Below are 24658 nucleotides of genomic sequence, written 5' to 3' on the forward strand. Positions count from 1 at the left end.
ATCCGGGTTTTAGCACATTCCCCGTGCACATTCATGGCCGTGTTTTCCCGGCGGCTTTGTCAGAATTCGATAAGCCCGGTCGGTGACCTGTGTCTTCGAACGGTCCACTGCCCGCGCCGGCACACTGTCCGGTGTGTCCCATATCACCCCCGGGTCGCGATCGGCGCGAACCTTCGCCCGGGTGACGGCGTCATCGACGGTTGGGACACTGGTCCACTACTTTTCCCCAGGAGGGCGCATGGCGGACTGGCGGCTGACGGGCTTCATCGAGGATCGCGAGCTAGGCCGCGGCGCGCAGGGCCGCGTCGTACTGGCCCGGCACGCCGAGACCGGCGCGCCCGTCGCGATCAAGTACCTGACCGGCGCGGACCCGGCGGCCGTCGCGGGGCTGCGCGCCGAGGCGCAGATGCTCGGCCGGCTGACCAGCCCGTACGTGGCGCGGCTCTTCCGCTTCGTGGAGAGCGGCGAGGGCGCCGCGATCGTGATGGAGGCGGTGAACGGCGCGTCGCTGAAGGCGGTGCTGGCCGAGCACGGGCGGCTCGCGCCGGAGGCGGCGCTGACCGTGCTGAAGGGCTCGCTGCTCGGGCTCGCCGCCGCGCACGCCGTCGGCGTCGTCCATCGCGACTACAAGCCCGCGAACGTGGTCGTCCGGCCGGACGGGCTGAGCAAGCTGGTCGACTTCGGCGTGGCCGTGCTGGCCGGGCAGGGTTCGGCCGCCGGGACGCCCGCCTACATGGCGCCCGAGCAGTGGCGCGGCGAGGCCGCCACCCCCGCGACCGACGTGTACGCCGCGACCTGCGTGTTCGTCGAGTGCGTGACCGGGCGGCGGCCGTTCGCGGCCGGCGAGCGCGTCGCGCTGATGAACCAGCACCTGACCGCCGCGGCGGACGTGGCGGACGTCCCCGAGGCGCTGCGCCCGCTCGTGCTGAAGGGGCTGGCGAAGCAGGCCGGGGACCGCCCGCCCGGCGCCGCCGCGTTCGTTGGCCAGCTCGAGTCGGCGGCGGTCGCCGCCTACGGGCCGGACTGGGAGCAGCGGGGCGTCCGGGCCCTCGCGGCGGCCGCCGTCGCGCTGGCGGCCCTGTTCCCGCTGGGCGCTCTCGCGGTCGCCCCGGGCGCCGCCGCCACCGGCGCGGGCGCCGCGGGGACGGCCGGGACGGCAGGGACGGCCGGTACGGCGGGCGCCGCCGGGACGGGCGGCGGCGCGTCCGCCGGAGCGGGATCCGCCGGGGCGGCCGCCGGCAAGGGCTTCCTCGCCACCGCCGCGGGCAAGGGCGCGCTGGCGGCGGCCGGCGCCGCCGTCGTCGCCGCTGCGGCCGGGGGCGCCGTCTACGCGACGAAGGACACGACCAAGAAACCCCCGAAGGACCATCCCGTCCTGACCCTCGCCGCCCAGAACGAGACGATCCCCGGCGCGTCCATCAAGGTGGACGGCGCGCGGTACGCGACCGTCACCGGACTGCACGACGCGGCCCTCCAGCGTCGCATCAACGCCGAGCTCCGCGCCCCGCTCGACGACCTGATCGCGCTGGCGAAGGAGAGCCGCAAGCAGGTCGCGTGCGGGAGCACCCCGACCACGGTGACCGTCCAGACGCGCCTGGGGCTCAACGGGCCGCGCCTGGTGTCCGTCCGGTACTTCCAGATGTCCGACTGGTGCCAGAAGGCCGACGGAGCGCCCGGCGGCGAGGTCGTCACCATCGACCTGCGCACCGGGCGGCGGCTCGCCGCGGCCGATGTCTTCCGCCCCGGCACGCTGACCGCGCCCGGGACGGGAACGCTCTACTCCCGGCTCGTCCAGCGGGACGGGCGCCCGTGGGCCGACTGCTCCGGGGGCAAGCCCTGGAAGCCCGGCGACTTCCAGCCCACCTCGCCCGAGGGCCTGTACCGGGGCGCTCCGCACACCCCGCCGCGCCTGAGCGCCTTCCTCACCCCGTCGGACTTCCAGGTGGCCTGGTTCGACTCCGGCAGCGACGGCTGCGGCAACCTCGACTTCGGCGCCCCCTACGCCAAGGTCCGCGACCTGCTGAAACCCGAGTTCGCCGCGCTCCTGCCGAAGTGACCGGGCGGGCACCGGGTACGGGAGGGAGGTGCAGACGTTCCTGCCGTACCCGGACTTCACCGCCACCGCCCGCGTCCTCGACCCGCGGCGGCTCGGCAAGCAGCGGGTCGAGGCGCTCCAGGTGTTCCGCGCCCTGACCGTCCCCGGATACGGCTGGCAGCGCCACCCCGCGGTGCTCATGTGGACCGGGTACGAGGAGGCCGTCGTCCGCTACGGCCTGGAGATCTGCGCGCGATGGTGCGCGCTCGGCCGCGCCGACACCTGCGCCGCGACGATGACCGCCGAGCTCGCCGCCGGAGGAGGCCCCACGCGGGCGCGCGACCAGGAGGCACTGCACCGCGCCGGCCAGCTGCCGCCCTGGCTCGGCGAGCCCGCGTTCCACCGCAGCCACCGCTCCGCGCTCGTCCGCAAGGACCCGGTCCACTACGGCCCGCTTTTCCCGGACGTTCCCGACGATCTCCCTTACCTCTGGCCGCGCTCGGACCGCCCGCGCCCGGAGCGTCCCGGGGGTCATACCGGCGCTGATGAGGGGTAGGGCCCTGGCTGGAGGCGGGCCCGGGCGGGGCCCCTAGCCGGAGGTGCGCGATGAACGCCGAAGGACGGCCGGACGGCCGCCCGCGCGGCGAGCGGCTGCTGTGCGACCTGGTGGCCGCCAGCCACGTGATCTCGCTGGAGCAGTTGCCCGGCGTGGTCGCCGAGCATGCCGCGCGCGCCGGCCTCCACGACGTGCGGATCTACGTGGTGGACCTCCAGCAGCAGGTGCTGCGGCTGCTCACCGGCCGGGGCGCCGACGCCGGCCGGGACTCCGGTCCCGAAACGGAGGAGATCCGCGTCGAGGGAACCCTCGCCGGCCGCGCGTACCAGAACGTCGCGAGCGTCGCGGGGCAGTCCGAGCACGACGGCGCCCACCACATCTGGGTACCGATCCTGGACGGCTCGGAACGGATCGGCGTGATGCGGGTGACGGTCGACCCCGGGGACGAGCAGGCCGAGGCCGACGCCGAGTACCTCGCCGGCCTGGTCGCGCTGCTGATCGTCAGCAAGGGACCGACCAGCGACTCGCTCGCCCGGCTGGTGCGCACCCGCGACATGACCGTCTCCGCGGAGATGCAGTGGCGGCTGCTCCCGCCCATGACGTTCGCCAACGACGCGATGGTGATCGGCGCGGCGCTGGAGCCCGCCTACAAGCTGGGCGGCGACACCTTCGACTACGGCATCGCGGGCGACACCGTCCACCTCGCCGTCTTCGACGCGATGGGACACGACACCTCGGCCGGCATCACCGCGACCCTCGCCGTCGGGGCGCACCGCAACAGCAGGCTGCAGGGCGCGAGCCTGGTGGAGAGCGGCCGCGCCATCGAGGAGGTGCTGATCGAGCAGGACGCGTCGGGCCGCTTCGTCACCGGGGTCCTCGCGGAGCTCGACACCCGCACCGGGATGCTCTCGTGGATCTCGCACGGCCACCCGCCGCCGGTCGTGATCCGCGGCGGCCGCTGGGTGACGACGCTGGCCTGCGAGCCCGGCCACCCGCTGGGCACCGACCTCGGCGTCGAGCCGGCGGTCTGCCGGGAGCAGCTCGAACCCGGCGACCGGCTGCTGCTCTACACCGACGGCATCGTGGAGGCCCGCGACCCGGACAAGGAGGAGTTCGGGCTCGTCCGGTTCGTCGACTTCATCATCCGCCGCAACGCCGACGGGCTGCCGGTCCCCGAGACGCTGCGCCGGCTCGTCCACAGCATCCTCGTGCACCACGAGGGCCGGCTCGACGACGACGCCACCGTCCTGCTGCTGGAGTGGCGCGGCTCGGGCGGCGGCGTGCGCCGTCCCGCCCCCGACGGGGCCTGACCCGCGCCGGGGACGGGGCGTCCGGTCACGGGTCACGACACGCCGAGGGCGCGCATCAGCATCGGGTAGGCGTCGTGGAGGTCCCGCTGCCAGTACGGCCAGGAGTGCTGGCCGTCGAAGAAGCGGGTGGTGACGGGGATGCCGAGGGCGTCCAGCCGGTCGACGAACGCGTGCGAGACGTCGTTCGCCGCCGCCTCGACGGGGTCGGTGAACGGGAGCCCGCCGAGCGATCCGGCCGTGCCGTTGCCGCTGGCCACGTAGAGGCGCACGCCCGCGAGCCGGCCGGCGAGGTCGGTCGGGTTGTGCGCGTGCCAGATCGCGGCCTGCGCGTCGGGCGCGCCCCAGACGCGCCGCCAGTCGGTGCCGGGGCAGGAGAAGGACGGGCCCCAGCCGATCGAGTCGTCGCCCGGCTCGTAGTCGTAGAGGGTGTCGACGTAGCCGCTGAAGGCGGCGGCCGCCGCGAACATTCCGGGGAAGCGGGCCGGGTACAGCATCGCGCCGAGACCGCCCATGGAATTGCCGGCGATGACGCGGCGCCCGTTCGCCCGGTAGCCGTTCTCCAGGATGGCGCGGAGCTCCTTCATGTGGAAGGTCTCCCATTCGGGCGGCCCGCCGTTTCCGTAGTTCCACCAGTCGGAGTAATTGCCGCAGCTTCCGCCTTCCGGCATGACGACGATGACGGGGGAATCGGCGGTGAGGGCGGCGACGTCGGTACCGCGCGTCCAGGCGGTGTAGTCGTCGACGCCGCCGTGCAGCAGCCAGAGGGTCGGCCAGGTGCGGGCGGCGTTCTTCGACCATCCGGAGGGGACGAGGAGGCGCACCTTCTCCTGCGCGCCCATCGCCGGGGACTGGACGGTGAGGTCGATGGTCCGCGGCGCGACGGTCGTCTCCGCGATCACCTTCGCGCCGGTCACGGCGCCGGTCGCGGAACTCGCCGCGGCGGCGGGACGGGCGGCGGGGACGGCCGCGGCGAGCGCGGCGGCCAGGACGAGGGGAAGCAGCAGGGCGAGGGACCCCGGCCCTGCGACGGGGGTGGAGCGTCGGAGCAATGCGGGCCTTCCGGGCATGCCGGCAGGGTGGGCCGGCCGGAAAAGGGGAGCGCCGTTGTACGGCGAATGCGCGCAGCGCGGCGAAGGGCGGGTCGCGCTCCCGCCTGCTGCCTTCGGGCCGTTAGGCGGCCCGGTACCGATGTGCGTTCCGAGATTGGTGGATTCTGCTACTTACTCCGAGTAGATTCCCGTTTCAGGTACGTTCTACGCGTTGCCGGGGAATCGCAGAGAAGATTGTTTTCCGAACCCGCGTCGTGGCGGACGCCCTTTCGGACGCCCGCCGCCTGCCCGGTGGCCGTCCGGTGACCCGCCAGGGGCGTCCCGGAGTCCCTGCGCGATGGCGGCGGGCGGAGGGCGACGCGCCGCCCGGCGTGCGATGTAACGATTGTGTTTCGGTCGATTGACAGTGAGATAGATCATGAACGTACGCTCATGGGAGCGCTCCCACGATTCTCCGTCGACATGTGGCGCCCGGCTCCCGCGGCGGCCGCGAGGCAAGGAGGGCACGATGGGCCTGCGGTTCGACCTGCTCGGACCCGTGCGGGTACGCCAGGGGGACCGGCTGCTCGCGCTCGGCTCCGCCAAGCAGCGCACGCTGCTGACCGCGTTGTTGCTCGAGCCCAACCGGACCGTCTCGCTCGACTTCCTGACCAGCGCGTTATGGGACGAGGCGCCGCCCAAGAGCGCGGTCTCCAACCTGCGCACCTACGCCAACCAGCTGCGGCGCGCGCTCGCCGACTCCGCGCCGCGGCTGATCGCCCGGCGCCCCGGCTACGCGCTGGCCGTCGAGCCGGGCGAGCTCGACAGCGCCCGGTTCCTCCACCTGCTGCGGCTCGGCCGCGCGGACCTGGCGGCCGGTGCGCCCCGCCGCGCCGCCCTCGGGCTGGAAGCGGCGCTCGCACTGTGGCGGGGCAGCGCGGCCGAGGACCTGCCCCGCACGCTCGCCCTCGCGCCCCGGCTGCAGGCGCTGGAGGACCTGCGCGGGTCGGCCGTCGACGCCTACGCCGCGGCCCGGCTCGCGCTCGGCGAGAACGACGCGGTGGCCGCCGAACTGCACGAGCACCTCGCCGCCAACCCCACCCGCGAACGGCTGTGGGCGCATCTGATGCTCGCGCTCTACCGCTGCGGTGACGCGGCCGGCGCGCTGGCCGCCTACGCCCGGGCGCGGGACGTCCTGGTGAACCAGCTCGGCGTCGATCCCGGTCCCCAGCTCGTCGCCCTCCAGCAGGCGGTGCTCAAGCGCGATCCGAAGCTGGACCGGGTCCCGGAGCCCCGGCTCAAGGTGCCCTCCCGATGGCGCACGCGGGGCGTCCACCGCGGCCTTCGCCCCCTGTACTGGCAGACCCGCCAGGCGTGAGACGGCGTGCCCCAGGGCAGGCTCAGGACCGCGCGTCACCGGAGGCGGCGGACGACCACGCCGAGCAGGGCGTCGGCGGGCAGCAGGCCGAAGTGCCGCGAGTCGATGCTCTGCGCGGGGTTGTCGCCCAGGACGGCGAGCCGCCCGTCCGGGACGGCCGCGCCCGCGCCCGCCGGGAGCGCCGGGCGCACCGGCGCGGGGACCGGCTCGCCCGGCACGGCGGCGGCGCGCTTGACGATCCAGCGTAGGTCGGCGGGAGCCCTCGGGCCGAACTCCTGCCAGTAGGGGCCCTCCACCACCACGAGCCGGTCCGTGGCGACGCGGGGGAGCCGGGTCCGGCGCACCAGGAGGCGGTCGCCGGGCGCGAGGGTGGGCACCATGCTCGTTCCGTACACCTCGACGACCGTGAAACGCCGCCGCAGGAGCAGCGCGAGCGCGCCTGCGGCGGCGACCACGCAGAGCACGGCGGCGGTGGACCAGCCGAGGGTGCTCATGGCCGGAACAGCTCGATAATGTCGTCGGCCGCCACGACCAGCAGCGCGGCGAAGCAGCCCGCCGCGACCGCGAACAGCGCGCCCGTCGCACCCGGAAGGTGGGATCCTCCGGACAGCGTGGCGCCGAGCCCCGCCAGCGCGGCGGTGGCCAGCGACAGGTTGCGCACGACCTGGCGCGGCCCCAGCGGAGTGTCGGCGTCGCCGAAGCAGGCGCAGGGCGCCCGGTCGCCGCGCGCGAGCGCGCGGACGATGGCCGCCGTGAACGCCGCCAGGAGCACCGCCGCCAGCGCGAAACCGGCCGCGGCGGTCACCGGGAGCACGAGCAGCACCACCACCGCGGCCTCGGCGCCGACCACCGCGGCGGCGATCCACCGCGTCGCGGTGGCGGCCACCGGGTGCGGTACGAGCCGTGCCGTCGCCGCCGTGAACCGCGCGTAGGCGCCCCTCCCGCGCAGCTTGCCGGCCGCCGACGCCACGAAGACGAGCGCGAGCAGCACCCGCACGGCGGTCACGACCTCGTCCATGACATCTCCTCCTCCTGCCGGTATCCGCCGGCCTGCAGCTCGAACAGCCGCGCGTACTCGCCGCCCTCGGCCATCAGCTCGGCGTGCGTTCCCCGCTCGACGATCCGCCCGTCGCGCAGGACGACCAGGGTGTCGGCGTCGCGCACCGCGCTCAGCCGGTGCGAGATGAGCAGGCTCGTCAGGCCCGCGCGGTGCTCGCGCAGCCGGACGTGGACGTGGTGCTCGGCCTCGGCGTCCAGGCCGGAGCTGGGCTCGTCGAGGATCAGCAGGTCGCGGCCGTCCCGCAGGAACGCGCGGGCCAGGGCGAGCCGCTGCCACTGCCCGCCGGACAGCGGCACCCCGGGTTCGGCGTCGCCGTCCGCGCCGCCGGTGAAGGCCCGCGTCAGCAGCGTGTCGTAGCCGCCCGGCAGTGCCTCGACGAAGGCGCCGGCCCCGGCCCGCTCGGCCGCCGCCCGGACGAGCGTCCGGTCGCCGCGCCGCTCCAGGTCGCCGAGCCCGATGTTGTCGGCGGCGGTGAGCTCGTACTCCATGTAGTCCTGGAACACCACGCCGATGCGGCGGCGCAGCTCGGCCGGGTCCAGGTCGCGCAGGTCCACGCCGTCCCACCGGATCGCGCCCCGTTCCGGGTCGTAGAACCGGCACAGCAGCTTCACCAGGGTGCTCTTGCCCGCGCCGTTCAGGCCGACGAGGGCCGTCGCGCGCCCGCACTCGATGGTGAAGCTCACGCCGCGCAGCGCCCACGGATGCTCGGGGGAGTACCGGAACCAGACCCCGTCGAACTCGATGCGGCCCGTCAGCGGCCCCGGGACGGCGGGCCGTTCGGCGACCGCCAGGTCCGGGCCGGCGGCGGTCACCGCGCGGTAGTGGCCGAACAGCAGCAGCTGCTGGTGGGCGACGGTGAGCTGGGTGACCAGCTGCGCCCCCGCCGCCTGCGCCCCCGCGAGGGCGGCGACCAGCAGGCTGACGTCGCCGACCGTGATACGGCCGCGCCACGCCTCGGCGAGCGCCCAGGCGAGCCCGGCCCCGGCGACGCCGGTGGACAGCACAGCGAGCCCCGCCTGCGTGGCCAGCTCGCGGCGGTCGACGCGGCGGCGCTCGGCGTCGGCGGCGCGCCGTTCGGCGTTCATCAGCGTCCGGAAATGCCCGCCCACACCGAACAGCCGCAGCTCCTTGGCCGCCTTGACCGTGGTGAGCAGCTCCCGGTAGAAGAACTCGCGCCGTTCGGCGGGGCCGATCGCCAGCATCATCGCCGCCCAGCGGCGCGACAGCCGGAACTCGGCGGCCAGGGCGGGGACGGTCGCCAGCACCACGGCCAGGGCGAGCCACGGGCCGACGGACAGCAGCGAGCCGAGGAACCCCGCGAGCGTGATCGTCCCGCTGACGGCGGTGAGCGCGCTGCCGACGACCTTGCCCGGCGCGCCGCCGCCCGCCTGCTGGGCGAGCCGCAGCCGGTCGAGGAAGGCGGGGTCCTCGAACGGGCCGAGGCCGACGAACCGCTCGGTCGCCCGGAAGACCCGGTCCTGGGCGAGGAACCCGACCCGCCGTTCGAGCTCCTGCCGCAGGTAGCGGGTGACGTGCTGGGTGAGGCCGGCGGCGGCCCCGGCGAGCACCAGGCCGGCGCCGGCGGCGGCGAGCCGGGCCCCGCCGCCCGCCCCGCCGCCCGGCCGCTCCGTCAGGACGTCGACGGCCAGCTTGGTGAACCAGGCGACGCACACCGGAGCGGCGGCCTGCGCCAGCGTCAGAGCGGTGAGCAGGAGCGTCAGCGTCCGGCCCGCCGACCAGGCCAGCGCGGTGGAGCCCGCGAGGCCGCCGAGCAGCTCCCGCACCCGGCCGGTGCGGGAGGCCGTGCCGCGGCGAGGGGTCATGCCGGGACCGGGGAGCGGTCGGACGGCAGGCCGGTCTCGACCACCCGGCCGGTCTCGTCCAGGACGCAGAACGTGGGGAGCCCGCGGACGGCCAGCGCCTTCGCGATCCCGGTGCGGTGCGGTTCGACGACCACGCGCGCGACGCCGCCGAGCCGGTCGCGGTAGGCGGACGGGTCCTCCCCCTCCCCGGCGGCGATGACGGCGAGGACCCGGTCCCGTCCGCCGGGGAAGGCGGCGGCGTCCGCCAGGAAACCGGGCATCCGCTCGGTGCAGGCGTCGCAGCTCGGGGTGAAGAACCCGACGAGGGTGCGGCCGGTCAGCGCGTCCCGGCTGACGGGCTCGCCGGCGGTGTCGACCGCGTCGAACGGCGCGGCGACCTCCCCGGCGGGGAGCATCGGCGGGCGTTCGGCTCCGCCGCCGGCGGACGGCCGGGAGATGAGGTCGGCGTGCTCGCGGAGCTTGCGGATCACGCCGAGGGTGAGCGCCAGGTCGAGCAGGCAGACGGCTCCGACCAGGGCGACGAGCGCGGTGAGGAAGGGCATGGGGGACCACCTTTCGCGAGGCGGCGGCCGGGACCGCTGCGGGAGCGCCTCCCGGCCGCCGCTCAACCGATGACGTGCCTGGCCGTGCGGGTCAGCAGACGTAGACGCAGCTGCAGGAGGTGCCGCTGCCGGACAGGTAGCAGCACCTCTTCACCAGGCACTCGATGCCGCAGGGCCCTTCGTTCCAGCACCAGTAGCCGGTGCTGGCCGCGGCGCGCGTCCGCGGGACCAGCCGGGTGAGCATCCGCTCGCCCAGCGCCTCGATCTTTCCGAGCATGGTCGGCTCCTTCCGTTTCGAGGGACGGAGGCGACGCTACGAGCGGGATCGACAAAGCCGATACAGGCTGGATACAGCCGCCGGGCGCGGCCGCGGGCGCGGGCGCGGCGTCCGGGGTGCCCGGCGGTCGGCGCGGCCCTGATCAACAGAAAAGGCGGAGCGGGCCGCCACATCGGCGGCCCGCTCCGCGCGGTCAGGGGCAGGGGCGGGCGTCAGGCCCCGGGCACCGGCTCGGCGGTCGGCCCGTTCACGTACTTGACGGCCATCCGCACCGCGCCGCGCAGCATCCGGAACAGGATGAGTGCGAGTCCCAGCAGCGGCAGCACCAGCAGTACGATCTGCAGCCCGGAGGCGATCAGCTGCAGCGCGCCGGCGCCGTGCGCCGCCTCGGCGGCCAGGCCCTGGATCTTCCGCCAGTCCATCCGGATCAGCCCGGGGACCTGCGTGGAGATCAGGCCGAGCTGGAACAGCATCACCGGGACGATGACCAGCACCCACATCGTGACGAAGATCTGCGGCCAGCGCTTCAGGTCGTTCAGCCGGGTGTCGGCGCGGCGCAGCAGCAGCGCGCGCCGCAGGATGGGCCCGATGTACTTGAACAGGTCGGGGACCCCGACGAGGTCCGACATGATGTAGTAGCCGTCAAATCGCAGCGTCGGCAGCAGCTGCTGCAGGATCTCGAGGTTGACGTACAGCACGGCGACGAGCAGCGGCTCGAAGCCCGTCTCCACATACAGCAGCGTCAGCGCGACGACGAAGATGCCGTTGAAGTAGACGCCGGCGAGGTCGGCGCGCAGCCGCCCGAGGCGGCCGAGCCGGTACGACTCGGTGATGTCGGTGTAGAACGCCGGCCAGACCAGGTAGATGCCGCAGCCCATCACGCCGGGGCGGACGCCCCCGTACCGGCAGGCGGCGGCGTGCCCGATCTCGTGGAACGCGCACGACGCCACCCCGAGCGCCATGATCAGCAGGATGCTCACCGGGGCGAGGATGGCGTGCTGCAGCGCCGTGCTCATCGACCGGGTGGCGAGCACCCATGTCTCGGCGGAGACGACGGCGATCAGCGTGAGCACGAGCACGACCGGTCGGAACAGCCAGGCGAACAGGCCAGCGACGAACCAGGTGACCGACTCGGGGAACACCGCGATCCGGAACCGGAGCCCGAGGAACGGGTCGGCCTTCACCACGGGCGGCGCGGTGCCGTCGCTGTAGGTGGTGACGCCGAGCGGCGCGAGCTTGCGGTCGGCGAGGTAGATGACCTGCTCGCCGGTGAGCCGGGCGCCCGCCTCGCGCGAGACGGCCTCGGCCACCCGGTCCAGCGCCGTCTCGATGTCCGCGGTGCGGGCGAGGTCGCGGTGCTCGTGCAGCGCCTTCGCGACCAGGAACAGCAGCGGCGGCAGCCGGACGAGCTGCCGGTTCGGCAGGCAGACGAGCTGCGGCGGTTCGCGGTAGCCGGAGTTCTTGAACTCGCCGACCAGCTCCACGCCCTCGGCCAGGACCGGCAGGGTGAGGAGCGCGGCGGGCCGCGCCGTCGCCACGGACGTCGCGCCTCCCGCCGCGGCCGGCCCCGCGTCGGCGGGACGAGCGGTGCCCGGCGGTTCCGCGTCCGCCGGGGGCTCCGTGCCCGGCGGGCGTTCCGTGCCCGCCGGGCGCGCGGGGGCGCTCGCGGCCGCTCGTGGCGGGGAGGCGGCCTTCCGGTGCGCTCCGCTCATGCGTTCTGGTGGCCGACCGCGACCGGGACGCAGGTCGTCGTCGTGTAGCCGGACTCGGCGAGCAGGCCGGTGCCGAGGAGGCCGGGCGTGCCGGTCGAGTGCGTGTACTGGCAGGCGTAGGTGACCTCGGAGTCGGCCGCGCCGGACCCGCCGTCGTTGAGGTTGAGGTTCTTGTTGCCGTTGTCGCCGCCGCCCGCGAGCAGGGTCGACAGCACGGCCCGCTCCGGTAGTACCTCGCCCGACAGCCGGTCGAGTTCCGCGTAGCTGAACGTCTGAGGGTTGGTCTGGCTCATCGGTCGCCTTACAGCTCGTCACAGATTTTCCGGAAAAAGGGGGGAAGGGCCGGCGGGAGAACGCCAGCCCTTCCCCTGCGGGCCGGAGCCCGCTAGTGCGTCGTTTCGGATCAGTGACCCGAGACCACCGTGCTGCTGGCGCAGGTGAACGACGAGTTGGGGTTCTCGGAGCTGAGACCCAGCGCGCCGATGAGCCCGCCCTGCGAGTGGGTGATGTTGCTCTGGCAGTTCGGGACGACCGCGGTCGTGCCGCCGTCGTGGCCGCCGCCGTGGTTGAAGTTGAGGTTCTCGTTGTCGTTGTCGCTGCCGCCACCGACGAGAAGGGTGGACAGCACCGCGCGCTCCGGCAGAACCTCGCCGGCCAGCTTGTCCAGCTCGGTGTAGCTGAAGGACTTCATGTGGTTCCTTTTCTTCCTTGTCACGCCCGGATCTCAAGGTGGAGCCCGGATGTCCCTTTCCCACCACAGGTCGTGGCGAGATAGCTCTACGTATAGCACGCGTGACAGAACGTGTCCAAGTAGGGGTGTCGTCACCGTGAGTGTCGCGCCGTTACGCGACCCTTCCATCACCTGGCCGTATGGCCGTCTCGCCTTGCAGGCATGGAGATCTGGGGCTGGGTAGGGGAACGGGAATCCGTGCTGACCAGGAGGAGAGGCATGACCGAGAGCAGCTTCAGCATCGACGTGGCGAGGATCCGGGAACGCGCCCGGCAGAAGATGGCCGACGGGCCGGTGACGACCGGCTACAAGCGCAGTCCCGACGAGGTCATCGGCGTCCTCAACGACGTGCTCGCCACCGAGATCGTCTGCTGGATGCGCTACTCGCGGCACGCGATCAGCGCCACCGGAATCGACCGCGCGCAGGTCGCCGCCGAGTTCACCGAGCACGCCGACGAGGAGCGCGACCACGCGATGCGCGCCGCGGAGCGGATCAGCCAGCTCGGCGGCGACCCCGACTTCAACCCCGAGACGCTGGCGAAGCGGTCGCACACCACGTACGAGACCTTCGATGACGGCGACCTCAAGGGCATGCTCGAGGAGAACCTGGTCGCCGAGCGGATCGTCATCGAGTCGTACCAGGAGATCATCCGGTGGCTCGGCGACGGGGACGTCACGACCCGCCGCCTCATGGAGGACATCCTCGCCGAGGAGGAGGAGCACGCCGACGACATCATGGACCTCCTCGGCAACTGAATCCGGCGCGTTCCGGCGATTGGGCGCGTTCCCTCGGGTACCGAGCCGTCATGGAATTCGGATACACGCTGCTCTGCGAGCAGACACCGCCCAAACAGCTCGTCACCGACCTCGTCGAGGCGGAGGACGCCGGCTTCGACTACTCCGTCATCTCCGACCACTACTTCCCGTGGCTGGAGGACCAGGGGCATTCGGCCTACGCGTGGTCGGTCCTCGGCGCCCTCGCCCAGGCGACCCACCGCATCCCGCTGATGACGTTCGTGACCTGCCCGATCATGCGGTACCACCCGGCGGTGGTGGCGCAGAAGGCCGCCACGATGGGGGTGCTGTCGGACGGGCGGTTCACCCTCGGCCTGGGCGCGGGCGAGAACCTGAACGAGCACGTCGTCGGGCGCGGCTGGCCGTCGGTGGACGTCCGGCACGAGATGTTCGCCGAGGCCGTCGAGATCATCCGGGCGCTGTTCTCCGGCGACTACGTCAACTACGAGGGGAAGCACTTCCGGGTCGACTCCACGAAGCTGTGGGACGTGCCGGACCGGCCCGTCCGGATCGGCATGGCCGCGTTCGGCCCGCGCGCCGGGCGGCTGGCCGCGCGGCACGCCGACCTGCTCATCTCCGACCAGCCCGTCGGCGACGTGGTGAGCCTCTTCCACCGCGAGGGCGGCGAGGGCAAGCCCGTATACGGGCAGATCCCCGTCGCCTACGGGCAGGACTATGAGGAGTGCAAGCAGCGGGCGCACCGCTACTGGAAGTTCTCGGCCCCGGCCTGGAGGGTGATGGCGGAACTTCCGGGCACGGTCAACTTCGAGGCGGCAGCGAAGACCGTCCGGCCGGACGACGTCGCCGAGTCCGTGCCGTGCGGCGACAACGTGGAGGACTACCTCCAGGCCGTCCAGCAGTGGAAGGACGCGGGGTTCACGCACATCGCGTTCTGCCAGAGCGGGCCCGACCACCAGAAGGACTTCCGCACCTGGGCGGAGGGCGACCTCCTCCCGGCACTGCGGGAACGCTTCGGCTGACCCGCCCGCGCCCGGGGGCCCCGGTGCGCGTCCGCTGGCGCGGCCGGGCCTCACGGCGCGGAATGCGATTTGGCTGCCCGAAGACCATCTCCCTGCCGTCCGAATTGCAGCAGGATTCGGTTCCAGTGCCTTTCTGACTCGGCAGGGTCCTGCGATGACAGGGGCTGTGGCCTGAGAATCCGAATCGGGGTATTGACGGATTCCCGGTCGCTGTCTACGTTCTCACTAGAACGCGTTCTACCAAGGTGTCCGGTCGCCGATGTCGAGTGGCGCGACGGTTTCCGGGCACCGGGTCCCGACGCCGGGACGCTCCTTTCGCCCACCCGACATGGGCGGAACGGACGTCCGGATCGCGGATCTCCCACCCCATTTCCGGGTGCAGGCGCGACGCCCGCCGTCCCGAAACGAGGACCGCCTTGTCCCGCATCAAGAAGATCGCCGCCATCGCCTCGACCTCCGCCGCCGCCACCGCGATCGCCGTCGCCGCGACCGCCGCCCCCGCCCTGGCGTGGACGGCCGGCCCCTTCACCGCGAACCTCTCCGGAACCATGACGATCAATGCGGGCGTCCCCGCGTCCTGCACCGGTTCCACCCTCGGCGGCACCATCACCACGGCGGGCGCGCTCTCCGTCACCTCCGCGACCATCACGGGCTGCGGCGTCACCGTGACGCCGCAGAACCTCCCGTGGAGCGGCAGCCTGAGCGGCGGCACCGCCACCCTCAGCGGCTTCTCGGTGAGCGCCGTCGGCTGCACCTACGGTGGCACCATCCACGGCACCTACAGCGGGAGCACGTTCCCGGTCACCGTGAGCTTCACCAACCAGACCGTCCAGAAGACGAGCGGCCTCCTGTGCCCGTCGTCCGCGACCCTCACCGCCAAGTACGTCTTCTCCCAGTGACCGGCTGAGAGCCGGCGCCTGACAGTGCGTGAGACCCGGGCGGCCCCGTGCCGCCCGGGTCCTCGGCCGTTCCGGTACTGCGGGAGCGGAGGGCGGCTGGGGGAGGAGCAAGCGGCCGGAAACAACGGACGGCTCGGACTCCGACATTCGGACGAGCCGGAATCCGAGAGAATTATTGTAATTTTTGTCAATACTTGCGGATGTGACTGCCGGGACAGTAGTTTCTTCGGGCGAGTGAGCACAAGGCCGGGACTGGCGCGCGGTCCGGATCGGCCTGATCGGCTGGGGAGTCCATGAAGAAGCGTACCGACAGGAAGATCGCCATCGCCGGGACGGCGGCGGCGGCAGTGATCCTCCCGGCCGTCATGGTCGGGCTGGCCCAGGCCGGGGTCGGGGTGCCGAAGGGCAAGCCGGAGGCCGCCGGCAACGCGCAGCCGATCCCCTCGTTCGGGCCGCCCACCCAGCCGACGCAGGTCACCGGCTCGCCCTCGCCGAGCGGCTCCCCCTCCGCGAGCAAGCCGATCAAGGTCCCGAACGTGCCGCTGACGCACGGCGGCAACCCGTTCGGCACCGGCGGCTCGCCCGCCTCGAACGACCCCGACAAGAACAAGGGCTCGCACGGCAAGAAGCCGCACCTGCCCCCGGGCGTCAGCGACGGCAAGTACCGCAAGGCCCCCGACGGCGCGACCATCACCGCGATCAAGAAGGTGAACGCGCAGGAGTTCGACGTCAGCATCGCCTCCCCGGCGCTCGGCGCGGTCGTGCAGACGCGGGTGTTCGTGCCCAAGGGCTGGAAGGCGAGCGACACCAAGACCTACCCGGTCGTGTACGCCTACCACGGCGGCAACAACAAGTACACGTCCTGGAGCCACGACGGCCACATCGAGAACGTCGCGAAGGCCTGGAACGCGATGGTCGTCATGCCCGAGGGCGGCTCGAACGGCTCGTACACCAACTGGTGGAACGGCGGCAAGGGCGGCATCCCCGAGTGGGAGAGCTTCCACATCTCCGAGGTCATCCCGCTGATGGAGAGCAACTTCCACGCCGGGCCGTCGCGCGCCGCGATGGGCCTGTCGTCCGGCGGGCAGGGCTCCATCACCTACGCCGAGCGCCACCGGGGGTACTTCAAGTACGCCGCCGCCTACAGCGGCCCCCTCAACATCACCGCGCCGGGCATGCCCGCGGTGCTGACCGTGATGAACAAGGAGGCGGGGACCTCGATCTGGGGCGACCCCATCTTCAACCGGTCGAACTGGGAGGCGCACGACGCGGCCGTCAACGTGCGCAACCTCAAGGGCATGGGCGTCTACATCTCGTCCGGCAACGGCAAGCCGGGCCCCTACGACGACCCGAACACCCCGCCCGGCGCCGCGGGACGCGTCGGCGAGGACCTCGCCGGGCAGATGACCGTCAACTTCGTGAACGCCGCCAAGCGCGCCGGCGTCCCCATCACCTCCCACCTGTACGGCCCGGGCATGCACAACTGGAAGTACTGGCGCCGCGAGGTCAACCTCAGCTGGCCGGCCATGATGGCCGCGATCGGCGCGAAGAAGGTCTGATCCCCGCGGAGCCGGCCGCCGGCGCCCCGTCGGGACGTCCCTGGCCGCGCGGTAGCGTGGCCGCGTGAAGGGGTTGGCGCGGCGCGAGTTCCAGCTCGTGCTGCTGCGCCGGATGGCGGACTACCAGCCCGGCCTCGTCGAGGACGCGGTGCGCGCGCTGGACTCCTCGCGCACCGAGATGCGCGAGGTCAACGCGCGCTGGCAGCGGATCCTGCGGTCCCGGACGTTCCCGCGCGGGCGCCGCCGCTACGAGGCGGTCCTCGGCCCGCCCGCGGACGCCGGCGAGCGGCGCGTCGGCGACGTCGTGTGCGAGGTGGCGTCGTGGCCGCCGTTCCCGCTGTGGCCCGGCCTGCGGTTCGAGGTCACGATGGCGCCGGACGGGTCGGTGGCGCGGGAGTGGCTCGTCCGGGAGCCGGGGTCGCCGGTGCCGGAGCTGCGGACCGTCGACGACCTCGCCCCGTGGACGTGCGTGGTCGGCGATCTGGCGGCCCGGTGGGACGGGCTGGCGCACCAGGACGGCGACGCGCCGAGCCGCTGGCACGTCGGCTTCGCCGGGCCGGACGGGTCGTCGTACGTGGCGCATTTCGTGTGGGGCCTGCTGCAGGACGTCGTGAGCGTCTAGACGCTCCCGTTTGGGGCAATTTTGGGCGGCTTTTGGGATATTCCGGAATCGCCGCGTCCGTGACGATGGCACATCCGCCCATAACGTGGTGGCATGTGCGCTCTGAAGGCTGGACTATGCCCGAAGTGAACGGACACGCCCCCGGACGACCGTCCTGGGCGGAACTCGCGAGCCCCGACGCGAAGGCGTCCCGCGAGTTCTACTGCAGCCTGTTCGGGTGGTACGTGTACACGCTGACCATCCCGGAGTACGACGACTACGACATCTTCACCCTGGGCGGCGTCCAGGGTCCCGAGGTCGCCGGGATGCAGCGGCTCGCCGACGACGCGCAGCCGCCGTCCTGGTCGGTGTACTTCCGCACCGACGACATCCTCGCCACGGTCGCCGCGGTCAAGGCCGCGGGCGGGCAGGAGCTGGTGCCGCCCATGCGCGTCTCCGACCTCGGCGAGATGGCGCTGTGCGCGGACCCGGAGGGCGCCGACTTCGCGCTCTGGGTGGCGGGCAACCTCAAGGGCGCCGGCGTCGTCGACGAGCCCGGCGCGATGTGCTGGGTGGAGCTGGCCTGCCACGACGTCGACGAGGCCCGCCGCTTCTACGGCGACGTCTTCGGCTGGGAGGCGGTCGAGCGCCGGTACCACGCCCCTTACACGAACCTGAAGCTGGACGGCTGGTCGTTCGGCGGCATCGTCGACATCGACGACCTGCGCAGGAACGGGTACGAGGCCGAGCCGCACTGGATCCCGTACATCTGGGTCGAGGACTGCGACGCGATCGCCGCCAGGGCCGGGGAGCTCGGCGGCCGCGTCCTGCTGCCGCCCACCGACATCACGCCGGGCCGCTACTCGGTCCTCGCCGATCCCGCCGGCGCGCGCCTGGCCGTGATCGCGCCCGGCGCCGGCGGCCTGGCGGAGGCCCGGTGACGCACGCGCCGGCGAGACCCGCTCCCGGCCGGCCGGGCTGGATCGACCTGGCGAGCCCGCACCCGGAGACCGCCAGGGCCTTCTACTCCGAGCTGTTCGGCTGGTACTCCTACACGCTGAGCGTCCCCGGCTACGGCGACTACACCGTCTTCACGCTCGGGGGCGTCCAGGGGCCGGAGGTCGCGGGGATGCAGCCGCTCGCCGACGACACGCAGCCGCCGTCGTGGACCTGCTACTTCGAGGTGGCGGACCTTCAGGCGGCCGTCGACGCGGTGAAGGCCGCGGGCGGGCGGGAGCTGACCCCGCCGCGGGACTACGCCGGGATCGGCTCGATGGCGCTGTGCATGGACCCGGAGGGGGCGGACTTCGGCGTCGCGACGCCCGGCAACCTCATCGAGTTCGGCGTCGTCGACCGGCCGCTCACCATGTGCTGGGCGGAGCTCGCGTCCCGCGACACCGGCAGGGCGCGGCGCTTCTACGGCGCGGTGTTCGGCTGGGAGGCGGTGGACCGCGAGTACCACGGCTCCGTCTACACGAACTGGAAGCTGGACGGCCGGTCCGTCGCCGGCATGGTCGCCATGGACCACGGGTGGCCGCCGCACTACCCGGCGCACTGGATCCCGTACTTCTGGGTGGACGACTGCGACGCGGCCGCCGCCCGCGCCGCCGAGCTCGGCGCGACGATCCGCGTGCCGCCCGCCGACGTCCAGCCGGGCCGCTATGCGGCGATGACCGACCCCACGGGCGCCCGCCTCGCCGTCATCACCCCAAGGACCGCCACCGGCCCCGGCTCCTGACCGCCGCGCGCCGCGCCGGTGGTTCGGGGGGCGATCGGTGGGAATCGGAGTGCGGTGCGGATCAGCGGGTTGGGGGGATATGTCCTGCCTTGGGCGGGGTGGCGGTACTGGCGGGAGCGGCTGAAGCTCATCGCGAAGGCGGTCCTCGCGGGGGTGGTCGCGTGGGCGGCGGCGCGGTACGCCGTCGGGCACTCCGAGCCGTACTTCGCGCCGCTCGCCGCGCTGCTCGGCGTGTACCCGTCGGTCGTGCGGTCCGTCCGGGAGAGCCTCGCGTACGGCGCCGGGTTCGTCATCGGCGCCGCGCTCGCGATCCCGGTCGGCCTCTGGATCGGCCCGAACATCGCCGGCATCGCCGTCGTGCCGTTCCTCGCCATGATGGCGTCGGGGTGGCGGCGGCTCGGCGGGCAGGCGTCGCAGGTCCCGTTCACCGCGCTGTTCGCGCTGCTGCTCGGCGGCCACGACGCCGTCGGGTACACGCTGCCGCGGCTCGGGGACGTCGCGCTCGGCCTCGCGGTGGGGCTGGCCGTGAACGCGCTGGTGTTCCCGCCGCTCCACCTGCGCCGCGCCGAGTACGCGGTGGAGCGGACGCGCGACGTCCTCGCCGAGGCGATGGACGCGCTCGCCGCCGCCGTCACCGACCCGGACGAGCGGCCGCGCTGGGACGAGGCGGACGAGCGGCTGCGGACCGTCCAGGAGCAGGCGCGGCACGCCTACGAGCAGGGCCGCGACAGCATGCGCGCGAACCCGCGGGCGAGGCTGCGCGGCTACCGGATGCGGTGGCGGGACGAGCCGGAGCGCTGGCCCGCGACCCGGCTGATGAACACGCTCGAGCAGGCGGCGACGTACGTGCGGTCGATCGCCGCCACCCACGCGGAGGCGATGGACGCGGAGAGCGAGGAGCTGCGGTTCTCCGAGGCGTTCCGGCACGACCACGCGCGGGTGATCGGGATGCTCGCCGGGCTCGTCCGGCGGCTGCCCGAGGCGCCCGGCGAGGAGGAGCTGGCGGACGCCGAGCGCCTGCAGCGCCATCTGGAGCGGCCGCACCACGGGGCGGGCACGGACGCGCCGGGCCTGTGGGACCCGCAGAAGGAGGTCCTCCGGCTCAGCCGCCTCATGCTGGACGACCTGCGCCCGCGCCCGCCCCGCTGACTCAGGAGAACACGCCGATCCCGTTCGCGACCGCCCGCTCGGCGCCGTCGGACGGGACGTTGCGGACGGTCGCCGACGCCTCGCCGGGCCCGCGCGCGACGAAGGCGGACGATCCGCCGCCGTCGAGGTTCACCGCGGCGGACGCGCCGGCCCGCGCGAGCAGCGACGCCAGCTCGGCGACGGTGACGCCGCCGCTGGTCTCCGACCGCCCGTCCACCACGGCGAGGTACAGGTGGCGGCCGTCGCGGCTCACGCCGGCGGCGGTGCGCGGCGCGGGGCCGGCGGTGTCCAGGCCGTCGAGGGGGCGGCCGCCGCGCAGGATCGGGAACCCGCCCACCGCGAACCGGAACCGCACCTTCCCGGTCAGCCGGTACCGGACCTTCACCCGGTCGCCCGTGCGCAGCTCGCGCAGTGCGGCGGCGCCCTCGTCGCGGCCGACGAGCACCGTCGTGTCCTTGGGGATCGCGCCGGCGCCGACCGTGTCCGAGACGGCCGTGACGACGCCGCGCCGCACCGCGACCTCGGCGGTGCCGGTGCTGCACGGGTCGTTGCGCGCGTCGTCGGTGCCGCAGACCGCGCGCTGCCGCGACACCGCGCCCCAGTCGCTCGTGAACGCGCCGACGCCGCCGACGGGCAGCGCGTACTGGTTGAGGCCGTCCAGCTCCATCGTCCCGAGCCGGGAGCGGACCGTCCCGGCCAGCCGCAGGCTCGCCACGTGCCCGCGCCGGTCGGTGCCGACGCCGATCACGTCGCGGGTGGACGTTCCGGGCGGCAGCGCGGGCCCGAACCGCTGGCCGTCCGGCACGGCCGCCTTCAGCGCGCGGCCGCCGTCCACCTCCGGCCCGGACGACGAGCCGGTGGGCGGCACGCCCGCGTGGGTCTCGCTGATGTTGAAGAAGTCGCCGTTGACGCCCGCGATCGCGTGCTGGGCGTTCGCCATGCCCGACACCGTCGCGCGCTGCGCGATCGCGTCGGGGTGCAGCAGGCCGACCCGGACGTGCGGGGCGCGCAGGTCGACGTCGAGCAGGTCGCCGACCGCCTTCCCGCCGATGCCGGACGTCTCGAAGGTCCGCGCGACGACGCCGGGCGAGAGCCGCAGCGCCGAGGTGTAGCGCAGGTCCGCGACCGCCGCCGCACCGGGCGCCGCGGGGGCGGCGCGGCGCTCGCCGGATCCGGCGCCGTCCGCCGCCGGGGGCGCCGGGGCGGCGCCCGCCGTGCCCATGGCCGCCGTGCTCAGGACCGCCGTGTTGACGACGGCCGCGCTCAGGGCCGCCGCGACGGCCACCGTCCGCTTCCTCACCACCGGTACCACCCTCCTCTGCGGTGACAGCCTGATGATCATGACGCGGGAAGGGTGAACCGCCGGTGCTGACGGTGCGAACTTTCGTCAACGATCTTCCTGGTCGCGGGGTGCGCCGGGGGACGCGGGGGATTGACGGGCGTCGGAAACTAGAATTACGTTCGAATTCCTACTGGTCGGTACGGAGGGCGGACGATGCGGGCAGCGCGTGAGGCTTGGCGCCGGCTGGAACCGGTGCACGGCATGATCTACTTCGTGCCGGAGGGACCCGAGCGCTACGCCGCGCTGGGCCTGGACGGCGCCGCCGGCTACTTCGCCTCCCGGTCCGCCGCCTTCGGCCGCGCGTCCGCCGAGGTCGTCATCGCGACCTTCTACAACTTCCACCCCGACCTGGTCCGCGCCGCCCTGCCCGCCGCCTGGGAGAAGGCGACCCCCGAGCAGGTGCTCGCCGCCCGGCTGGACGCGGCCGGCGCCGCCCTGCGCCGCGCCGGCATCCACCGCGTCGACGGCCTCGACGAGATCCTCGGCCTCGCCACCCGCGCCGCCGAGGCCGCCCGCGACCACCTGCACGGCCGCCCCCTGTTCGCCGCGCACGCCGCCCTGCCCTGGCCGGACGAGCCGATCGACCGGCTCTGGCACGCCCAGACCCTGCTCCGCGAGTTCCGCGGCGACGGGCACGTGGCCGCACTGACGGACGCGGGCGTCGCGCCGCTCGAAGCGCTCGTCCTGCACGCCGCCACCGGCACCATTCCGACGCCGTTCCTCAAGGCCACCCGCTCGTGGCCCGCCGACGAATGGGCCGCGACGGAGGAGGCGCTGCGCGCCCGCGGCCTCCTCGACGGCGACGAGCTCTCGGCCGAGGGGAAGGCGTTCCGGCAGCGGATCGAGGACCGCACCGACGAGCTCGCGCTGCCCGCCTACGCCGCCCTCGGCGAGGACGGCTGCGAACGCCTCGCCGACCTGGCCCGCCCCTTCGGCCGCGCCGTCGTCTCCGCGGGACTGCTCAACCCCGCGGGCTGACCGCTCCGGGCCCGGAGAACGCCGGAAAACCTTTGGCGCCGATTCCGGGCCCGCGGTTATCGTCGCGGGGCCGCGGAACATTTCCGCGGCCCCACCGGCGAGAGCCAGAAAAGGAGTGATTCCCGATGACCGCGACCTTCCTTGACCTGACGACCGTTCGCAACATCGGGATCATGGCGCACATCGACGCCGGCAAGACCACCACCGCCGAGCGGATCCTCTACTTCACCGGCGTCTCGCACCGCATCGGGGAAGTGCACGACGGGAATACCGCGCTCGATTGGACGGACCAGGAACGCGCGCGCGGAATCACCATCACGTCCGCCGCGACGACCTGCCATTGGCGCGGGCACACGATCAACCTGATCGACACGCCCGGCCACGTCGACTTCACCATCGAGGTCGAACGGTGCCTGCGCGTCCTCGACGGCGCCGTCGCCGTGTTCGACGGCGTCGCCGGCGTCGAGCCGCAGTCGGAGACCGTGTGGCGGCAGGCCGACCGGTACGGCGTCCCGCGCGTCTGCTTCGTCAACAAGCTCGACCGCGCGGGCGCCGACCTGCACCGCTGCGTCGACATGATCGCCGACCGGCTGGGCGCGGTGCCGCTCGTCCTGCAGCTGCCGATCGGCGCCGAGTCCGGCTTCACCGGCGTCGTCGACCTGGTGGAGGAGCGCGCGCTCGTCTGGTCCGGCGACGGCGAACCGGACGCCCGGCCCGTCCCGCCCGAGCTCGCGGCGGACGCGCGGCGCGCGCGGGCCCGGCTCGTCGAGACGCTCGCCGAGCACGACGAGACGATCATGGAGCTGTACGTGGCGGGCGCCGAACCGGCGGCCGAGCGGCTGCACGAGGCGATCCGGCGGCTGACCGTCGCGTCCGCCGCCACCCCGGTGCTGTGCGGCAGCGCGTACCGGAACAAGGGCGTCCAGCCGCTGCTGGACGCGATCGCGCGGTACCTGCCCTCGCCGCTGGACGTCGCGGGCGGCCCGCACGCCGCGTCCGACCGCGCACCGCTGTCCGCCCTCGCCTTCAAGATCATGACCGACCGGCACCTTGGCCGGCTCACCTTCGTCCGGATCTACTCCGGCCGCATGGAGGCCGGCACGCCGGTGCTGAACGCCGTCACCGGCGGAAGGGAGCGGATCGGCAAGATCTACCGCGTCCACGCGAACAGCCGCGAGGAGATCGGGTCGGCGGGCGCGGGCGACATCGTCGCGGTCATGGGCCTGAAGCGGACCACGACCGGCGAGACGCTCTGCGACCCGGCGCACCCCGTCGTGCTGGAGTCCATGGACTTCCCCGCACCGGTCATCGAGGTCGCCATCGAGCCCCGCGCGCGGGGCGACCACGAGCGGCTGGCCGCCGCCGTCCAGCGGCTCGCGGAGGAGGACCCGTCCTTCCAGGTGCACGCCGACGCCGAGACCGGCCAGACCGTCATCGGCGGGATGGGGGAGCTCCACCTCGAGGTCCTCGTCGCCCGCCTGCGGGACGAGCACGGTGTCGACGCCGCGGTCGGCCGGCCGCGCGTCGCCTACCGGGAGACGGTTCGCCGGGCCGCCTCGAAGGTCGAGGTGACCCACCGGAAGCAGAACGGCGGAAAGGGGCAGTTCGCGAAGGTCCAGCTCTCCATCGAGCCGATCGAGGGGCATTACGAGTTCGTCAACCGGGTGACCGGCGGGCGCGTTCCGCGGCATTTCGTGCCGTCCGTGGACGAGGGCTGCCAGGAGGCCATGCGGACCGGCCCGCTCGCCGGCTTCCCGATGACGGGCGTGCGCGTCACCCTGCTCGACGGCGACCACCACCCGGTCGACTCGTCGGAGCTCGCCTTCACGATCGCCGGTTCGCTGGCCTTCAAGGAGGCGGTCCGCCGCGCGTCGCCCGTGCTGCTCGAACCCGTGATGTCCGTCGAGGTCACCACGCCCGCCGAGCACATGGGCGCGGTCATCGGCGACCTCAACGCGCGCCGCGGCCGCGTCGAGGGCACCCGGTCGCGGGGCGGCGCCGAGGTCGTCCGCGCCCTCGTCCCGCTGGCGGAGATGTTCGGCTACGTCGGCCACCTGCGCGGCGCCACCTCGGGCCGCGCGGTCCACTCGATGCAGTTCGACTCGTACGCCGAGGTCCCGCACGCCGTGGCGGCCAAGGTGACCGCGACCGCCTGACCCACCCGGC

The 24658-nt window shown here is 73.6% G+C and carries 24 protein-coding genes; 14 read left to right on the forward strand and 10 right to left on the reverse strand.

Annotated elements, in window-relative coordinates; all coding sequences use genetic code 11:
* Nucleotides 1-238: 238 nt before the first annotated feature.
* The 3 genes from amrb99_RS50095 to amrb99_RS16910 are packed head-to-tail and all read left to right on the forward strand — an operon-like array spanning nucleotide 239 to nucleotide 3901.
* Entirely contained in the window at nucleotides 239-2056 is a 1818-nt protein-coding gene (locus tag amrb99_RS50095; RefSeq protein ID WP_206699973.1) for a serine/threonine-protein kinase, read from the forward strand.
* A gap of 28 nt (nucleotides 2057-2084) precedes the next feature.
* On the forward strand, nucleotides 2085-2591 hold the full coding sequence (locus tag amrb99_RS16905) for an MSMEG_6728 family protein (protein WP_190856935.1): 507 nt from the start codon (nucleotides 2085-2087) through the stop codon (nucleotides 2589-2591).
* Between the two features lie 50 nt (nucleotides 2592-2641).
* Nucleotides 2642-3901 carry a PP2C family protein-serine/threonine phosphatase gene (locus amrb99_RS16910; protein ID WP_190856936.1) on the forward strand — a complete coding sequence of 420 codons (1260 nt, stop codon included), beginning with the start codon at nucleotides 2642-2644 and terminating at the stop codon, nucleotides 3899-3901.
* A 32-nt stretch (nucleotides 3902-3933) separates the two neighbouring features.
* Here the strand turns inward: amrb99_RS16910 and amrb99_RS16915 are convergent, their stop codons facing one another.
* Nucleotides 3934-4968, reverse strand: coding sequence for an alpha/beta hydrolase family protein (locus amrb99_RS16915; protein ID WP_190856937.1), 1035 nt, complete (start codon nucleotides 4966-4968; stop codon nucleotides 3934-3936).
* A gap of 490 nt (nucleotides 4969-5458) precedes the next feature.
* Between amrb99_RS16915 and amrb99_RS16920 the strand changes: the two genes are divergently transcribed.
* A complete protein-coding gene (locus amrb99_RS16920) occupies nucleotides 5459-6307 on the forward strand; it encodes a BTAD domain-containing putative transcriptional regulator (protein ID WP_190856938.1) in 849 nt (282 codons plus the stop codon).
* Between the two features lie 35 nt (nucleotides 6308-6342).
* Here amrb99_RS16920 and amrb99_RS16925 read toward each other — a convergent pair whose 3' ends face one another.
* The 8 genes from amrb99_RS16925 to amrb99_RS16960 form a co-directional block, all read right to left on the reverse strand.
* The gene (locus tag amrb99_RS16925) at nucleotides 6343-6801 is read right to left on the reverse strand and encodes a S26 family signal peptidase (RefSeq protein WP_190856939.1); all 459 of its coding nucleotides are present in this window, start codon (nucleotides 6799-6801) and stop codon (nucleotides 6343-6345) included.
* A complete protein-coding gene (locus amrb99_RS16930) occupies nucleotides 6798-7325 on the reverse strand; it encodes a MauE/DoxX family redox-associated membrane protein (RefSeq protein WP_190856940.1) in 528 nt (175 codons plus the stop codon). The genes amrb99_RS16925 and amrb99_RS16930 overlap by 4 nt, the downstream gene beginning before the upstream one ends.
* The gene (locus amrb99_RS16935) at nucleotides 7310-9190 is read right to left on the reverse strand and encodes an ABC transporter ATP-binding protein (protein ID WP_190856941.1); all 1881 of its coding nucleotides are present in this window, start codon (nucleotides 9188-9190) and stop codon (nucleotides 7310-7312) included. The genes amrb99_RS16930 and amrb99_RS16935 overlap by 16 nt, the downstream gene beginning before the upstream one ends.
* Nucleotides 9187-9732 (reverse strand): TlpA disulfide reductase family protein, encoded by a 546-nt coding sequence (locus tag amrb99_RS16940; RefSeq protein ID WP_190856942.1) that lies wholly within the window; start codon nucleotides 9730-9732, stop codon nucleotides 9187-9189. Before amrb99_RS16940 ends, amrb99_RS16935 begins: the two co-directional genes overlap by 4 nt.
* Nucleotides 9733-9823: 91 nt before the next feature.
* Entirely contained in the window at nucleotides 9824-10009 is a 186-nt protein-coding gene (locus tag amrb99_RS16945; protein WP_190856943.1) for a hypothetical protein, read from the reverse strand.
* Nucleotides 10010-10221: 212 nt separating this feature from the next.
* Entirely contained in the window at nucleotides 10222-11547 is a 1326-nt protein-coding gene (locus tag amrb99_RS16950; protein ID WP_190856944.1) for a hypothetical protein, read from the reverse strand.
* Between the two features lie 170 nt (nucleotides 11548-11717).
* Nucleotides 11718-12014, reverse strand: coding sequence for a hypothetical protein (locus amrb99_RS16955; RefSeq protein ID WP_190856945.1), 297 nt, complete (start codon nucleotides 12012-12014; stop codon nucleotides 11718-11720).
* A 110-nt stretch (nucleotides 12015-12124) separates the two neighbouring features.
* Entirely contained in the window at nucleotides 12125-12412 is a 288-nt protein-coding gene (locus tag amrb99_RS16960; protein WP_190856946.1) for a hypothetical protein, read from the reverse strand.
* Nucleotides 12413-12670: 258 nt separating this feature from the next.
* Here amrb99_RS16960 and amrb99_RS16965 point away from each other — a divergent pair, with 258 nt between their 5' ends.
* The 8 genes from amrb99_RS16965 (at nucleotide 12671) to amrb99_RS17000 (ending at nucleotide 20172) form a co-directional block, all read left to right on the forward strand.
* Complete coding sequence (locus amrb99_RS16965) at nucleotides 12671-13207, forward strand: DUF892 family protein (protein ID WP_190856947.1); 537 nt, start codon at nucleotides 12671-12673, stop codon at nucleotides 13205-13207.
* A gap of 50 nt (nucleotides 13208-13257) precedes the next feature.
* Nucleotides 13258-14226 carry a TIGR03557 family F420-dependent LLM class oxidoreductase gene (locus amrb99_RS16970; RefSeq protein WP_190856948.1) on the forward strand — a complete coding sequence of 323 codons (969 nt, stop codon included), beginning with the start codon at nucleotides 13258-13260 and terminating at the stop codon, nucleotides 14224-14226.
* A gap of 416 nt (nucleotides 14227-14642) precedes the next feature.
* Nucleotides 14643-15125, forward strand: coding sequence for a hypothetical protein (locus amrb99_RS16975; RefSeq protein WP_190856949.1), 483 nt, complete (start codon nucleotides 14643-14645; stop codon nucleotides 15123-15125).
* Between the two features lie 293 nt (nucleotides 15126-15418).
* Entirely contained in the window at nucleotides 15419-16684 is a 1266-nt protein-coding gene (locus amrb99_RS16980) for an alpha/beta hydrolase-fold protein (protein ID WP_190856950.1), read from the forward strand.
* Between the two features lie 64 nt (nucleotides 16685-16748).
* Nucleotides 16749-17306, forward strand: a complete 558-nt coding sequence (locus amrb99_RS16985) for a hypothetical protein (RefSeq protein WP_190856951.1) — start codon at nucleotides 16749-16751, stop codon at nucleotides 17304-17306.
* A gap of 125 nt (nucleotides 17307-17431) precedes the next feature.
* Nucleotides 17432-18226 carry a VOC family protein gene (locus amrb99_RS16990; RefSeq protein WP_190856952.1) on the forward strand — a complete coding sequence of 265 codons (795 nt, stop codon included), beginning with the start codon at nucleotides 17432-17434 and terminating at the stop codon, nucleotides 18224-18226.
* Nucleotides 18223-19023 (forward strand): VOC family protein, encoded by an 801-nt coding sequence (locus amrb99_RS16995; protein WP_190856953.1) that lies wholly within the window; start codon nucleotides 18223-18225, stop codon nucleotides 19021-19023. Before amrb99_RS16990 ends, amrb99_RS16995 begins: the two co-directional genes overlap by 4 nt.
* Nucleotides 19024-19092: 69 nt before the next feature.
* The gene (locus amrb99_RS17000) at nucleotides 19093-20172 is read left to right on the forward strand and encodes an FUSC family protein (RefSeq protein ID WP_190856954.1); all 1080 of its coding nucleotides are present in this window, start codon (nucleotides 19093-19095) and stop codon (nucleotides 20170-20172) included.
* 1 nt (nucleotide 20173) lies between these two features.
* Here the strand turns inward: amrb99_RS17000 and amrb99_RS53175 are convergent, their stop codons facing one another.
* Complete coding sequence (locus amrb99_RS53175) at nucleotides 20174-21475, reverse strand: phosphodiester glycosidase family protein (RefSeq protein ID WP_206699974.1); 1302 nt, start codon at nucleotides 21473-21475, stop codon at nucleotides 20174-20176.
* Nucleotides 21476-21667: 192 nt separating this feature from the next.
* Between amrb99_RS53175 and amrb99_RS17010 the strand changes: the two genes are divergently transcribed.
* Nucleotides 21668-22492: a hypothetical protein gene (locus amrb99_RS17010; protein WP_190856955.1), complete on the forward strand. Its 825-nt coding sequence runs from the start codon at nucleotides 21668-21670 to the stop codon at nucleotides 22490-22492.
* 125 nt (nucleotides 22493-22617) lie between these two features.
* Nucleotides 22618-24648: an elongation factor G gene (fusA, locus tag amrb99_RS17015; protein WP_190856956.1), complete on the forward strand. Its 2031-nt coding sequence runs from the start codon at nucleotides 22618-22620 to the stop codon at nucleotides 24646-24648.
* The last annotated feature ends 10 nt before the right edge of the window (nucleotides 24649-24658 follow it).

This window comes from Actinomadura sp. RB99, assembly GCF_014706005.1.
GTDB lineage: Bacteria > Actinomycetota > Actinomycetes > Streptosporangiales > Streptosporangiaceae > Spirillospora.